Origin of the sequence: Mucilaginibacter sp. 5C4, from assembly GCF_034345625.1 — a bacterium.
In the GTDB taxonomy this organism is placed as follows: domain Bacteria; phylum Bacteroidota; class Bacteroidia; order Sphingobacteriales; family Sphingobacteriaceae; genus Mucilaginibacter; species Mucilaginibacter aurantiaciroseus.
Map to the genome: position 1 here is coordinate 59752 of NZ_CP133775.1, position 13754 is coordinate 73505.

Annotated in this window: 14 protein-coding genes; 1 reads left to right on the plus strand and 13 read right to left on the minus strand. The window is 45.3% G+C overall.

Annotated features, from left to right (window positions below; all coding sequences use genetic code 11):
• Nucleotides 1–2: 2 nt before the first annotated feature.
• From RHM67_RS00265 to RHM67_RS00310, 10 genes are all read right to left on the minus strand, one after another.
• Nucleotides 3–1385, minus strand: a complete 1383-nt coding sequence (locus tag RHM67_RS00265; protein ID WP_322229435.1) for a LutB/LldF family L-lactate oxidation iron-sulfur protein — start codon at nt 1383–1385, stop codon at nt 3–5.
• 144 nt (nt 1386–1529) lie between these two features.
• Nucleotides 1530–3110 (minus strand): M28 family peptidase, encoded by a 1581-nt coding sequence (locus tag RHM67_RS00270; protein ID WP_322229437.1) that lies wholly within the window; start codon nt 3108–3110, stop codon nt 1530–1532.
• A gap of 29 nt (nt 3111–3139) precedes the next feature.
• Nucleotides 3140–3574, minus strand: coding sequence for a ribose 5-phosphate isomerase B (gene rpiB, locus RHM67_RS00275; RefSeq protein WP_322229440.1), 435 nt, complete (start codon nt 3572–3574; stop codon nt 3140–3142).
• Between the two features lie 180 nt (nt 3575–3754).
• Entirely contained in the window at nt 3755–4612 is an 858-nt protein-coding gene (gene tatC, locus RHM67_RS00280; protein WP_322229441.1) for a twin-arginine translocase subunit TatC, read from the minus strand.
• Nucleotides 4613–4683: 71 nt separating this feature from the next.
• Nucleotides 4684–6018, minus strand: a complete 1335-nt coding sequence (gene accC, locus RHM67_RS00285) for an acetyl-CoA carboxylase biotin carboxylase subunit (RefSeq protein WP_322229444.1) — start codon at nt 6016–6018, stop codon at nt 4684–4686.
• 118 nt (nt 6019–6136) lie between these two features.
• Entirely contained in the window at nt 6137–6607 is a 471-nt protein-coding gene (gene accB, locus RHM67_RS00290) for an acetyl-CoA carboxylase biotin carboxyl carrier protein (RefSeq protein ID WP_322229447.1), read from the minus strand.
• Nucleotides 6608–6774: 167 nt separating this feature from the next.
• Nucleotides 6775–7779 (minus strand): beta-ketoacyl-ACP synthase III, encoded by a 1005-nt coding sequence (locus RHM67_RS00295; RefSeq protein ID WP_322229449.1) that lies wholly within the window; start codon nt 7777–7779, stop codon nt 6775–6777.
• 11 nt (nt 7780–7790) lie between these two features.
• The gene (gene plsX, locus RHM67_RS00300) at nt 7791–8729 is read right to left on the minus strand and encodes a phosphate acyltransferase PlsX (protein ID WP_322229452.1); all 939 of its coding nucleotides are present in this window, start codon (nt 8727–8729) and stop codon (nt 7791–7793) included.
• A gap of 16 nt (nt 8730–8745) precedes the next feature.
• Complete coding sequence (gene rpmF / locus RHM67_RS00305) at nt 8746–8937, minus strand: 50S ribosomal protein L32 (protein ID WP_252758542.1); 192 nt, start codon at nt 8935–8937, stop codon at nt 8746–8748.
• Between the two features lie 17 nt (nt 8938–8954).
• Nucleotides 8955–9476 carry a DUF177 domain-containing protein gene (locus RHM67_RS00310; RefSeq protein WP_322229457.1) on the minus strand — a complete coding sequence of 174 codons (522 nt, stop codon included), beginning with the start codon at nt 9474–9476 and terminating at the stop codon, nt 8955–8957.
• Between the two features lie 616 nt (nt 9477–10092).
• Here RHM67_RS00310 and RHM67_RS00315 point away from each other — a divergent pair.
• Complete coding sequence (locus RHM67_RS00315; protein WP_322229460.1) at nt 10093–10503, plus strand: nuclear transport factor 2 family protein; 411 nt, start codon at nt 10093–10095, stop codon at nt 10501–10503.
• A gap of 265 nt (nt 10504–10768) precedes the next feature.
• On the opposite strand, the gene RHM67_RS00320 is transcribed toward RHM67_RS00315, so the two are convergent.
• The 3 genes from RHM67_RS00320 to pdxA form a co-directional block, all read right to left on the minus strand.
• The gene (locus RHM67_RS00320) at nt 10769–11257 is read right to left on the minus strand and encodes a cupin domain-containing protein (protein WP_322229463.1); all 489 of its coding nucleotides are present in this window, start codon (nt 11255–11257) and stop codon (nt 10769–10771) included.
• A gap of 93 nt (nt 11258–11350) precedes the next feature.
• Nucleotides 11351–12535, minus strand: coding sequence for a DUF5009 domain-containing protein (locus tag RHM67_RS00325; protein ID WP_322229464.1), 1185 nt, complete (start codon nt 12533–12535; stop codon nt 11351–11353).
• Nucleotides 12536–12616: 81 nt separating this feature from the next.
• Nucleotides 12617–13672: a 4-hydroxythreonine-4-phosphate dehydrogenase PdxA gene (gene pdxA / locus RHM67_RS00330; RefSeq protein ID WP_322229467.1), complete on the minus strand. Its 1056-nt coding sequence runs from the start codon at nt 13670–13672 to the stop codon at nt 12617–12619.
• Between the last annotated feature and the right edge of the window lie 82 nt (nt 13673–13754).

Here is a 13754-nt window from a genome sequence, read left to right on the forward strand (position 1 = left end):
ATTTATTCGGGGCGGTGCCCGTCCTGCCATTGTTGGCTAAATGATTTTTGGGCTACTTCGGGCATTTCGCGCTTGTGGCCCCAGGCTTTTTTGAACAACATCCGCATTAGCCGGTTCTTTACTTTACCGCCAAAAAAATCGGTAAGGTTGCGTTTCAGCATCCCTTTTGTCCAGATGTTCCATCCCCATTTTTCTTTGGTGGTTACAAGTCCTTCGTTCACAGCATCGCGGCGGTTAAGCAGCAGCATTTTGTGGATATCGATCTTCACCGGGCAAACTTCGGTACATTTACCGCAAAGGGTTGATGCATAGCTGAGATGTTTAAAATCCTGCATGCCGCGCATATGCGGGGTTATAATAGAACCTATCGGGCCGCCGTAGGTAGTATCATAAGTGTGGCCGCCAATGTTCTGGAAAACCGGGCACACGTTAAGGCAGGCACCACAACGGATGCAGTACAAGCCCTGGCGCTGCTCTTTTTGCGCAAGCAGGTTGGTGCGGCCATTATCCAGCAATACCACGTACATTTCTTCGGGGCCGTCAGTTTCGCCTGTTTGGCGCGGGCCGCTTAATATGGTGTTGTAAACGGTAAGGTTTTGCCCAGTGCCGTGGGTAGACAGCATCGGCCAGAAAACGTCAAGGTCGGTAATGGATGGGATGATCTTTTCTATCCCAACAACCGCTATGTGGATCTTAGGGAAGCTTGTAGTTAACCTTGCATTCCCCTCATTTTCCGTAATAGAAATACTCCCGGTATCGGCAATTATAAAATTGGCGCCGGTGATGCCCACATCGGCTTGCAGATATTTTACGCGAAGCAATTCGCGGGCTTTTTGGGTGAGCTGCTCGGCAGTAATATCCAGCGGTGTACCGAACCTCTCGTTAAATAGTTTGGCAATATCTGCTAACGACAAATGCATGGCCGGCGTAACCATGTGATAGGGCTTTTGCCCGAGCAGCTGAATGATGTATTCGCCGAGGTCGCTTTCTAACGATTCAATGTTATTCTTCTCCAAAAACTCGTTCAGGTGGATCTCCTCGGTAGCCATCGATTTTGATTTGATGACCGTTCTGGCTCCTGCTTTTTGGATGATGTTCAGGATCTCGCGGTTAGCTTCTTCGGCATCATTTGCCCAGATCACTTTACCACCGCGTTTCAGGAAGTTAGATTCAAACTCTGGCAAAAACTTGTCCAGGTTTTCCATTACCTTCCATTTGATGGTATGGCCTTTCTTTTTGGTATTATCGAGATTGATCATCCTCGATAAGCCCTTGTCGAACGCTCCCTCGTACTTATCAATGCTTTTATTGATAATAGCACGGTGCTCCGGCTCGAATGCCTTTTGCGCTGAGGCTACCAAAAATTCTTCGGAGGTGTTTCCCATCTATGCGAAATTAAACAAAGCAATTAAGAGTTTTAAGATTGAGTTAAAATTAGCGCTTTTAGATGTATGATGCCTGTCGCTAAATGAGCTTAAACCAGCAAAGCAGCCTTGCGGGCCGCTTTGCTGGTTTATAATGGGTGGTTATTATTTTGTTGGTGCAGGTGATTTTTTATCAACCACAGGGCGGGCATCACGGTTAGCTAATTCCCAGCCGGTATAAAATGCAAGTCGCGCACGTTTAACCAATAACGGGAAGTTAATTTTGCTTACCTCATCACCAAGTCCGTGGTAATCGGCATGTACACCGTTAAAGTAGAAAATAATTGGTACGCCGTGTTTAGCGAAGTTATAATGATCTGAACGGTAGTAAAATTGGTTTGGATCGTTAGGGTCATCGTATTTGTAATCCAGTTTCATTTTAGTGTAGTTGTTATTAGCAGCCTCGCCAATGTCATGCAAGTCGGTGCTTAGCATAGCCGAACCGATTGAATATACATAGTTTGCAGAGTCTGGCTTGCCAATGTACTCTTCACCAACGCGGCCGATCATGTCAATGTTCAAATCGGCAATGGTGTTAGCCAATGGATAAACAGGATGATCTGTATACCACTCTGAACCTAACAGGCCTTTTTCTTCGCCAACGTTACCTAAAAACAAAACGCTGCGGCGCGGGCCTTTACCATCTTTTTGTGCTTTAGAAAACGCGCGTGCGATTTCCAGGATGCCTGTAGTGCCAGAACCGTCATCATCAGCACCATTGTTTACTTTATCCTTAGCATTCGGATCAGGGTTTAAGCCAATGTGATCGTAGTGCGCAGAGAATACCAAAACTTCGTTTTTAAGTTTAGCATCTTTACCCGGCATAAATCCTAACACATCAACCGCTTTAACATCTGTAGTTGTAGCGGTAATAGTAACATCGGCGGTAGTTTTAACAACCTGTGTTTGTTTTGCAGTTTTAGCTGCCTCTTTAAGCTCGGCAAAAGTTTTACCGGTTGCTTTTAACGCGGCATCAGCAAGAGGGCCGTTTACAATAAATAATGGGGCTGCAGTGCTTTTTGCCGCTTCGGCGCCTGTTTTCTTAATTGATATTTGGCCGCCGCCACTTGGGTTTACACTTTTAAAACGCGCCAATACAGTTGCAACGCCTTCGTTAGCGGCTAATATTAATAAAGGTTTTTTGTCCTGTATCGCTTTCACTATAGCCCTGCGGCCATCAGTCATTCGGTAGCTTGTGTTTGGTGTTTTGCCGGCTTCCGGTTTGTCTTCATTTATCCAAAGCACAACTTTACCGGTAATATCAACACCAGCCAGTTCATCAGCAGTACCAAAACCAACAAATACGATGTCGGCAGCGGCTACCTTAGCATCAACAGAACCCTGGTAAACAAAATCTTTCCAGTTAGCGAAGGCCTGCCCGTTGATGGTTAAGGGGCTTAGGGTAACAGCATTTTGAGTTAAAGGCACATCTAAAAAGTAAGAGCCGTTTACAGGGGCCTGCAGGCCTAATCTCTTAAACTCGGCAGCAATGTAGTTAGCGGCTTTTTCAGCGCCCGGTTTACCGGTTTCGCGGCCTTCAAACTCGTCTGATGCCAGGATGCTCAGGTGTTTTTTTGCATCGGTAGCGTTAATGATGTTACCGTACTTAAGCGCGGTTGGGTTTCGCTGGGCACAAGCGGCTGCGCTGATAGCCAAACCTATGATCAATACTGATAAATTCTTCATTTAAATTGTTTGTAATAAATTAATGTTGGTTAGCAACCAATTTTGTTAACGCGGGTGGCATGGCGTCCACCTTCAAATTCTTCCGTCAGGAAAATTTCTATTATTTGTTTAGCCTCGTCAATAGTTACATGGCGGGCGGGGATACAAAGCACGTTGGCATCGTTATGGGTGCGTGCGGGTATGGCAACCTCAGGTTTCCAGCACAGTGCCGCGCGGATGCCCTGGTGCTTATTAGCCGTCATGGCTACACCGTTGGCACTACCGCAAAGCAGGAAACCAAAATCGGCCTCGCCTTTTTCAACAGCACTGGCAACCAGATGGGCAAAATCCGGGTAATCGGCAGAATCGGATGAGTAAGTGCCAAAATCTTTAAAGGTGATATCATCAAACATGCCCAGTATGGCCTGCTTGTAATCAAAACCCGCGTGGTCGGCTCCAATGGCAATCGTTAACCTTTTTTTCATCAGCTCAAATTTAAAAGTTAATTGTGTTGCCGAAGGTAAAAATTTTGTTAGAATTGAAGACGATAGCAAAAAAGAATTAAGAAAAGGAAATATCGAATAATGAATATCGAATGCAAAATGATGAAGGTGTACTTCGGCGTTCGAAATTCAACATTCATCATTCGGCATTAATTCTATAAATTACAGGGTTGCTTCGCGTGCTTTTTTACGCTTTTCAACCACCCCTGCTACAAGGATACCTATTTCATATAAAATGAATAAAGGGATACTTACAATAGTCATGGTAAGCATATCAGGAGTTGGCGTAACAACAGCCGCAATGATAAGAATCACAACCACGGCATAGCGCCTTGTTTCGCGCATAAACTTAACCGTAAGCACACCTAAAGACGATAGCACGTACACAAGGATAGGCAATTCAAATACTATCCCTGTTGCCAGCGTTAAAGTAGCTACAGATGACAGGTAAGAATCGATAGAAAACTTATTCTCTATTTGGGTACTAACAGTGTAGCCGGCCAAAAAGTTGATCGATTCGGGCGTGATGACATAATAGCCAAATAATACGCCTACAATAAAAAGAAAGGTTGCATAAATAACAAAGCCCGATGCAGCCTTCCGTTCCTTTTCGTGCAAGGCCGGCCTGATGAAACGCCATAGTTCCCAAAGCAGATACGGGAAACCCAAAGTTATACCAATAAGTAATGCGGAGTTGATCTGCAGGGTAAACTGCCCGGCCATCTCGGTATTAAGCAGACTGATGTTGATCTTGTTGATACAAAAACCGTCGCGGTGCAGATATTCTCCCAACTTACAAAGCATCCGGTAGGTCCAGAAGCTTGGCTTGCTTGGGCCCATAATAACGGTATCGAAGATAAAATCGTAAAAATAGAAGGCGCCACAGGTGAAGATTACGATAGCAATTGCCGCGCGTACCAGGTGCCAGCGAAGGGCCTCCAGGTGATCAAAGAACGACATTTCGGCCTCCATTGTCTGGCCTTTCTCTTTTATTGCTTTTATCAGTTTGTTATCGCTCATTACTTTATTTCAGCACTATTAACGCCAGAAACCTAATTACGTTGTATTAACCCTTAAAGATTGTATAAATATTAATATTCAAACGTTTCCATAAATTTGGTGGTGAAATTACCCGCGCGGAAGTTTGGGTCCTGCAGTAATTTTATATGGAAAGGAATAGTAGTTTTAACACCCTCAATAACAAACTCGCTTAAAGCACGCTCCATGGTTGCCAAAGCCTCATCGCGGGTTTGGGCCATACAAATAAGCTTGGCTATCATCGAATCGTAATTTGGCGGGATAACATAGCCGCTGTAAACGTGTGTATCCACACGCACACCATGGCCACCCGGCGAGTGGAAGTTTGTTATTTTACCCGGTGAAGGGCGGAAGTTGTTTGCAGGATCTTCGGCATTGATACGGCACTCAATGGCATGCATCGTTGGCTCGTAGTTTTTTCCAGATATCGGGATCCCCGCTGCAACTTTTATTTGTTCTTTTATCAGGTCGAAGTTGATCACCTCTTCGGTAACCGGGTGCTCTACCTGGATACGGGTGTTCATTTCCATAAAGTAGAAGTTGCGGTTTTTATCAACCAAAAACTCTACCGTACCGGCACCTTCGTATTTAACGGCTTTTGCGCCTTTAATAGCAGCCTCGCCCATTTTTTTACGCAGCTTATCTGTCATAAAAGGTGATGGTGCTTCTTCTACCAACTTCTGGTGGCGGCGCTGGATGGAACAGTCGCGCTCAGATAAATGGCAAACTTTACCATATTGGTCGCCCACCACCTGGATCTCGATGTGGCGTGGGTCTTCAACATATTTTTCAAGGTACAGGCCGTCGTTACCAAAGGCTGCGCCAGATTCTGCACGGGCACTATCCCAGGCGTTCTCAAAATCTTCGTCTTTCCAAACAATACGCATACCGCGGCCACCGCCACCGGCAGTTGCTTTAAGTATTACGGGGTAACCTATTTTGTTGGCAATAATAATGCCCTGTTTTATACTATCAAGTAAACCTTCAGAGCCCGGTACAATAGGTACGCCGGCTTTTTTCATGGTTTCTTTTGCAGATGCCTTATCACCCATACGGTTGATCTGATCGGCAGTGGCGCCAATAAATTTGATCCCGTACTCGGCACAAATGGCAGAGAACTTTGCGTTCTCAGATAAAAACCCATATCCCGGGTGTATCGCATCGGCATTCGTTAATTCGGCAGCTGATATGATGTTGGGGATATTTAGGTATGAGTCGCGGCTTGGAGGGGGGCCTATACAAACAGCCTCATCTGCAAAACGCACATGCAGGCTATCACGATCGGCGGTGGAGTATACAGCTATGGTTTTGATGCCCATCTCTTTACAGGTGCGAATAATTCGCAGGGCAATTTCACCTCGGTTAGCTATTAATATTTTTTTAAACATGATACTAATTTGAAAATTTGAAAATGTGTTTATTTGAAAATTCTTTAATCTTCAAAGTATAAAGCTCATTAATTTGAAGCTGACATTATCAAATCTTCAAATTAACCAATTTTCAAATTTACTTAGGTTCTACTAAAAATAAAGGCTGGTCGTATTCAACCGGTGAAGCGTTATCAACCAATATCTTAACAATACGGCCTGATACTTCAGATTCGATCTCGTTAAATAATTTCATGGCTTCGATAATGCAAAGTATACTGCCGGTGCCTATTTCATCGCCAACGTTAACAAACAATGGCTTGTCCGGTGATGAAGAGCGGTAGAAGGTACCTATCATTGGCGACCTTACGGTGATCAGGTTAGAGGTATCAGCAACTGGTGCAGCTTCTACGGCAGGTGCTGCAGGCAGGCTTGGTTGTGGCGCAGCGGCCGCAGCAAGTGGCTGTGGTACCGGTAACGAAGCGTTTACGTAGGTAGGTGCTTCGTTAGTTTTTATGGTGATCTTAAAATTTTCCTGCTCGATCGATACTTCGTTTACGCCCGATTTTGAAACAAAGCGTATTAGATCCTGAATCTGTTTAATATCCATAATAAGCGATAATTGGTTTTGGATAAAAGTATTTATAAATGTGCAAATGTGCAGATGTGCAAATATGCAGTTGATTTAAATTGAATGAATTATTTAACACGTACAATTTTAAGATGTTTTAATTAAAAATCTGCATATCTGCACATTTAAAATCTGCACATCTTCAATTAAGCTTCTTTTTTATCGTAAGCCCATTTCAAATAGATTGAGCCCCAGGTAAACCCGCCGCCAAAGGCAGCTAAAATAAGGTTATCCCCTTTTTTAAATTTGTCTTCCCACTCCCACAAACATAATGGAATTGTTCCGTTTGTAGTGTTGCCGTAGCGTTCGATGTTTACAATAACCTTGTCGGACGAAATGCCCGTGCGGCTTGCAGTAGCATCAATAATGCGTTTGTTGGCCTGGTGTGGTACCAGCCATGCAATATCATCGGCAGTAAGGCTGTTGCGTTCCATCACTTCGGCGGCAACTTCGGCCATGTTGGTAACGGCAAATTTAAATACCGCCTGGCCTTCCTGGTAAGCATAGTGCTCTTTGTTAGCAACGGTTTCATGCGTAGCTGGACTAACAGAACCACCCGACTTTTGGAACAACAGGTGCGAACCCGCGCCGTCGCTCTTCAATACCGAATCCATAATGCCGTATCCTTCGGTATTGGGCTCCAGCAATGCGCAACCGCAGCCATCGCCAAAAATGATACAGGTAGCACGGTCTTCGTAGTTAATTATCGACGACATTTTATCGCCGCCTACTACCAAAACTTTAGTATGTTTACCGGTTTCAATAAACTGCGCGCCGGTTGTTAAGCCATACACAAAGCCTGAGCAAGCCGCCTGCAGATCGTATCCCCAGGCTTTTGTAGCGCCAATTTTATGTGCAAGAATGTTTGCCGTAGCAGGGAAAGGAAGATCGGGCGTGGTGGTGCAAAAAATAATAAGGTCAATTTCGTCGGCAGTGATACCGCGTTTTTTCAGCAAACCTTCAACAGCCGGTACAGCCATATCTGATGTGCCCAGGCCTTCGCCCTTTAGTATCCTGCGCTCTTTGATGCCGGTACGGCTGGTTATCCACTCGTCGTTAGTGTCTACCATCGTTTCCAGCTCCTGGTTGGTTAAAATGTACTCGGGTACGTAACCATTTACAGCGGTAATAGCAGCATGAATTTTGCTCATTCTATATTTTTTTACTGAAAAGCCAGTTTAATTTTGTCTATAAGATTGGTTTCGATCATATTTCTCGACAGCAGCACCATGTTCTTAATAGCCTCGGGGCTTGATATGCCGTGGCCAACAACAACAGGCGCATTAACACCAAGTATAGGGCTGCCGCCATATTGCTCGTAGTTAAAGCGGTCAAAAAAATCGTCTTTTAATCTTTTCTTTAGCGTGATAACGTAAAAAGATTCGGAAAGTTTAAGGATCACGTTGCCTGTAAAACCGTCGCAAACAACAACATCGTTATTGTCTTCAAAAAGGTCGCGCCCCTCCACGTTACCAACAAAGTTAAACAGTTTGGTATCTTTCATTAAAGGGTACGTAGCCAACGAAAGTATGTTGCCTTTTTCCTCTTCTTCGCCAATATTCATCAGCGCTACACGGGGGTTAGGGATACCATAAATACTTTCGGCAAGCAGGCTGCCTAAAACGCCGAACTGCAAAAGCACATCGGGCTTGCAATCTGCATTGGCACCAACATCCAAAATAATACCCAAACCGCCTTTAAGTTTGGGTACAATGGCTGTCATGGCCGGGCGTATTACACCGGGTATGGTTTTTACGCTAAACATACTGCCCACCAACATCGCACCGGTATTCCCTGCAGATGAAAATGCCTGTATGGCGTTTTCCTTCAACAGTTTAAAACCTACCGCAATGCTGCTATCGGGTTTCTGTACAATGGCCTTAGTGGGGTGTTCGCCCATACCAATAACCTCGGTTGTGTGTACAAACTCGAAATTATCGGGGCTAAAATTATTTTCCTGAAGAATACCGAGGGCTACTTCCTTGTCGCCAATAAGCACAAGCTTTTGCCCTGCAGTTAAAACTTTATAAGCTTCAATTGCCCCTAAAACTGCTGCCTTGGGGGCGAAATCACCGCCCATAATATCTAAGCCAATCTTCATTTTAAGAAAATTAAACTTAAGCTGCTACTGCTTTCTCAATAAGGATTTTTCCGTTGAAGTAAACGTTACCATCAACAGTATAAGCACGGTGAGGCAAGTGTACTGCACCAGTAGTTTGGCAAGTAGTTAAAGTAGGCGCTACTGCTTTGTAGTGCGTTCTGCGTTTATCTCTTCTTGATTTTGAAATTTTCCGTTTTGGATGTGCCATAACTTTTAGTTATTATATTATTTTAATTTTTTGAGAGCTTCCCATCTCGGGTCAGTACTCTCGGTTTGTTCATCATTTGCGGCAAGCTTGTTTAAGTTCGCCAGCATTTCCTCGTCACATTGTTTCCCGTCGCCCTGGTTACTGCAAAGTGCAATAAACGGCAGCGCCACGTTAACATACTCATATATCAGCCCCGCTAACGCGATCTCGTGATCGTTTTTGCCAAGGGTAATTATCTCGTCATCCTCGCCCATTTCCTCTTCTGTAAACCGGGCTATCTGCTGTTCGTGAATATCTATCGGTTGCAGATAATCGGCCAAACAACGGTCGCAAGTGGCATTTACAGTGCCGGTAATGTCAAAGTTTAGGATCAGCATCGTTTCCTGCTTATCCAGCTCCACCTTACAAATAAGGTTGGCTTTTTTTACTAACGAATACTCAAACTCCGCAAAAAAAGCATCGTTTATTTCGTATTCAAAATAATGCTTGCCCAGCTTTAAGCCGGTAAAAGGTATTGAATATGTTTTTAGCGATTTCAATGAGCAACAATTAGCCCGCAAATGTAGGTAAATTTTCTAAAACCGGAAAGTGTTTTTTTTAATTGGTTTTTAGGTTATTAACAGGGGGAGGATGGAGCGGGTAATGTAATGCGGAGAGCGGGTGGAATGAGTTTAAGTTACCCTCTTGAGAGGGGTAAGGGGTGTGTTAGTGAAGTAGTGGGTCATCCCGAGCGCCATTGCAAGGAGCGATAGCGCCGTGGCAATCCCCTACCTACAGAGCGGGAAGTCAGTTCTCCGTTAGGCGAGGCAGTATGTTACCGTCAAGCCTGTGGATGTTGCTTTTTCGTAATGTGTTTATTTTTGTTTTGGCACTCAAGAGGGCTACGCCGTTCTTTTTTGTCGCAAAAATGAAAGTAACCAAAGAAAAAACACGCGGATTAACCGTGTCGCTGTTAATGGGTGTGGTGCGGCAATGCCTGTGCTATCCGCAACGCGCCAAGGCCGCATCAGGAGGGCTAACGTTCCGTTTGTGGTTTTGCCTTGTTGCAAAGCATGCTAACTGCCAACCACAAACTGCGAACTGATACCACATAATCAGTAAATAATACCATTACATTATATGCTGCGCCCCTATTTTTGCTTCAAACAAATCACAATGGAACAAAAACCTCCCCTGCCACCCTTTAACTTTGAAACGGCAACCCAGAAAGTACAAATGGCAGAAGATGCCTGGAACAGCCGCGACCCGCAGCGCATCGCGCTTGCCTACACCACAGATACCGAATGGCGCAACCGCGACCAGTTCATTAACGGCCGCGAACAGGTGGTTGAATTTTTAACCCAAAAATGGGAACGCGAACTGAACTATAAACTCAAAAAAGAGCTTTGGGCATTTACCGGCAACCGCATAGCCGTACGTTTCGAATACGAATACCACGACCATACCGGCCAATGGTTCCGCGCCTACGGCAACGAGAACTGGGAATTTGACCAAAACGGACTAATGCAAAAACGTTATGCGAGTATAAATGATGTTAAAATTGAGGAGGGGGATAGGGAGTTGTAGGTATTAAACTAATGTGGATGTTGTTTAGCGGTGCTAAATCTTATGTCCTTGCAGGGTCTTCTGAAAGACACCCTGCACCGTATGCAAGGCAGCGCAGGGTCCACGATGTGAGACCCTGCGGGAACGTTAATATTCGGTGTTCGACTTTTATGTCCTCGCAGGGTCTTCTGAAAGAGACCCTGCGCCGTATGCAAGGCAGTGCAGGGTCCACGATGTGAGACCCTGCGGGAACGTTAATATTCGGTGTTCGACGTTAAAGAAAGTATCAGCACCTGCACAACCTACCCAACAAACCTTCATGTTGCGGGTACTTTGCCAGCAGCTCCTCCTTCTCCGCCATCTCGAACTCGGCAAAGTCAAAACCGGGGGCTACGGCACAGCTTACCAGGGCGAAGCCGGTGCCTGCAGGGATCTCGGTCGCGAACCAGGTGTTGGGCGGGATGGCGGCTTGCAGGTTGCCGGTATCCGTGTCGCTTAGTTCGATGGTGGTGTGGTTGCCCTCGTTATCCAGCACGTGGATGTGCAGCGGCACGCCTTTGTGGAAATACCAAAGCTCGTCTGACGCCAGGCGGTGGAAGCCGGAGAAGTCGCGGCCTTCCAGCAAATAGTAGATGGAGGTGCAGGCTTGTTTCGGATCAGTAGCCCCGGCCCGCGTCACCTCATTTGCCGACCGGAAAATTTCTTTGTAGTACCCACCCTCGGGGTGCGGTTGCAGTTTTAAATGGTCTATCCAGTGTTGGGCGTTGGCGGGCATGGTCGGCGGTAAATTAAACTGCAATATAGAACGAAAAGGATGCGAATGAAAGTCGTTTTTGGGTGATTTTTGGTCGTGTTTTTTGCCCGGTTTTTAGATCTTCAACCGCACATTAATTTTCTGCAATAGCCCGGTTAGCCACACCATCAAAAAGGAAAAGATGACGCATTTGATGAGCCCGCCGGTGCCCTGGTCAAAGTATTCGGGGTAGCCCAGGTTGGTCATCTGGTACAGCGGGTAAAACAAAAATGGCAGCAGGTAACAGGTAAAGGTGTTGGTGCCCGCGGGCTCTATCACCTTAAACCAGTGGAACTTATGCTTAAAATCTACCAGGAAAATAAAGAAGGCATACACCACCAAACTTATCCCGGTGCAGATCAATACCCACGAAGGGGTGTCGCGCGCTTTGGAGATGCCCCCGCTAAAATAGCGCACAATAAAGCCAAGGTTGAACAGTATTACCGCCATTAAAAGCATGGCTACCCATAATATTTTAAGTTCTTTATTGGTACTCAGGCGCATGTAAAGCACTGATACAAAGACACCTGCCATGGTAAAGGCTTGCATGGCACCGTTGCCGGCTATCCACATATATTTTTGTACGGGGCTTAAAAAGTTAAGCATCCCAAAGTGGAAATCGATATTGAAGAACATGAAAAAGATCCAGGCCGCGGCCTGTACCCAAAGCACCCCGTTACTGTAGTAGTAAATAAATGCACACACCAGGTACGACCAGCCTATCAACCCCAGTATGCCCCACCAGGTAAGGTGCAGCCACGGGTAGGCAGGATCGGTGCTTTTGTACACGATACAAACGGCTATCAGCAAGGCCACGCCAAACCCCTGGAAAAGGTATTGCCTTAGTTTTGAGGCAGTTTTGCTATAATCTAAAAAGATGAAGAAGAAACTAAAGGTAGCCAGGCTATCCCAAACCGGCTTGGGCAATACGGTGGTAGCCTCGTTATAGGTTTCCATATTGGCATGGAAAAACCCGATAAATATCAGCGCGAACGAACGGGTAATGATGCGCAGCGGCAGCTTGGAATCCTCGTTATATAGGCGTTTTTTAAACGCGTGCGGTATAGATAAGCCCACTATAAAAAGGAAGGCGGGGAAGATTGTATCGGCAAGTCCTAAGGCGTCGGCATTTATACCTGCATGTTTAAGCCACTCGGGGGTATTTGGCACACCATCCAGATCATTCACAAAGATCATCAGGAACATGGTAACCGCACGAAACGCATCAATTGACCTGATGCGATTAATTAAATTACTCATTAAACAGTGAAATGATTTTTAGAGATAAAAGCTTTAATTTAACGGTAATTAATTCAAAACAGTATCCGCCAACAGGCTTATTTAATCCCTGTCCCTGCTTAATTTAGCAAATACCAGTGGGTTCTCATTTAGTTCGGCAGTTTCGCGGCGGTGCTTGATAATGTGCAAAGCAGTAAACAAAGCCTCGCGGAACGAGATCTCTGACGCCATGTTTCTCCCGGCAATATCGTAAGCTGTTCCATGATCTGGTGAGGTACGTACAAAGCTTAACCCTGCTGTATAATTCACGCCTGTTTCAAACGCTATTTGCTTGAAAGGGATAAGCCCCTGGTCGTGGTACATAGCTAATACGGCATCAAATTGCAGGTATGTTCCGTTGGCAAAAAAGCCATCGGCAGCGTACGGACCAAAGGCCAGTACATCGTGGTTACGGGCTTCTTCTATAGCGGGGATAATAGTACTTTGCTCTTCGCTACCTATCAACCCGTTATCACTGGCGTGAGGATTTAGCCCTAATACCGCGATCTTTGGTTTGCGGATCCAGAAATCATTCTGCAAGCTCTCATTCATTAGCTTAAGCTTGTGAACTATCTTATCTTTAGTGATACTTTCTGAAATTTTTGATACCGGGATATGGCCGGTTACCACACCAACACGCAAGGTATCACTCACCAAAAACATCAATGATTCTGGTTTGCTATCGCGATGTTGCAGGTATTCGGTATGGCCGGGGAAGCTAAACTCCGCGCTTTGAATATTGTCTTTATTAATAGGAGCAGTAACCAGGCCATCGATATTACCGGCGAGAAGGTCGTCGGTAGCGCGTTGCAGGGATATGTAGGCGTATTTGCCACCATCGGCAGTTACCTGGCCGGGCTCTATCTTCACATCCTCTTCCCAGCAGTTGATCATGTTGGGTTTGCGGTGCTGCGCATCCGCAGGTTGGTCTATAACGTTAAAGTTGAACTCGCCTATTTCGGTAGCGCGGCGGTGGAATGATGCCACTTTAGTATGCCCGTAAACAATGGGAGTGCAGTAATCGTATATTTTAGCGTCAGACAAGGTTTTGAGGATAATTTCTAATCCTATCCCGTTAACATCGCCAATACTTATTCCTATTTTAGGTTTGTCGCTCATAATATGATGATTTCACCGATTGTTTTATTGGATTTCACAGGTGAGTTCGATTGATTTCACCGATTTGGAATGCTCAAAAAAC

Bases quoted from the DNA above. Each gene is read 5' to 3' on its own strand.
- RHM67_RS00315 (WP_322229460.1), top strand. From the start codon at position 10,093: ATGGAACAAAAACCTCCCCTGCCACCCTTTAACTTTGAAACGGCAACC.
- RHM67_RS00320 (WP_322229463.1), bottom strand. From the start codon at position 11,257: ATGCCCGCCAACGCCCAACACTGGATAGACCATTTAAAACTGCAACCG.
- rpmF (WP_252758542.1), bottom strand. From the start codon at position 8,937: ATGGCACATCCAAAACGGAAAATTTCAAAATCAAGAAGAGATAAACGC.
- rpiB (WP_322229440.1), bottom strand. From the start codon at position 3,574: ATGAAAAAAAGGTTAACGATTGCCATTGGAGCCGACCACGCGGGTTTT.
- RHM67_RS00270 (WP_322229437.1), bottom strand. From the start codon at position 3,110: ATGAAGAATTTATCAGTATTGATCATAGGTTTGGCTATCAGCGCAGCC.
- RHM67_RS00265 (WP_322229435.1), bottom strand. From the start codon at position 1,385: ATGGGAAACACCTCCGAAGAATTTTTGGTAGCCTCAGCGCAAAAGGCA.
- plsX (WP_322229452.1), bottom strand. From the start codon at position 8,729: ATGAAGATTGGCTTAGATATTATGGGCGGTGATTTCGCCCCCAAGGCA.
- tatC (WP_322229441.1), bottom strand. From the start codon at position 4,612: ATGAGCGATAACAAACTGATAAAAGCAATAAAAGAGAAAGGCCAGACA.
- RHM67_RS00295 (WP_322229449.1), bottom strand. From the start codon at position 7,779: ATGAGCAAAATTCATGCTGCTATTACCGCTGTAAATGGTTACGTACCC.
- RHM67_RS00325 (WP_322229464.1), bottom strand. From the start codon at position 12,535: ATGAGTAATTTAATTAATCGCATCAGGTCAATTGATGCGTTTCGTGCG.
- pdxA (WP_322229467.1), bottom strand. From the start codon at position 13,672: ATGAGCGACAAACCTAAAATAGGAATAAGTATTGGCGATGTTAACGGG.
- accC (WP_322229444.1), bottom strand. From the start codon at position 6,018: ATGTTTAAAAAAATATTAATAGCTAACCGAGGTGAAATTGCCCTGCGA.
- accB (WP_322229447.1), bottom strand. From the start codon at position 6,607: ATGGATATTAAACAGATTCAGGATCTAATACGCTTTGTTTCAAAATCG.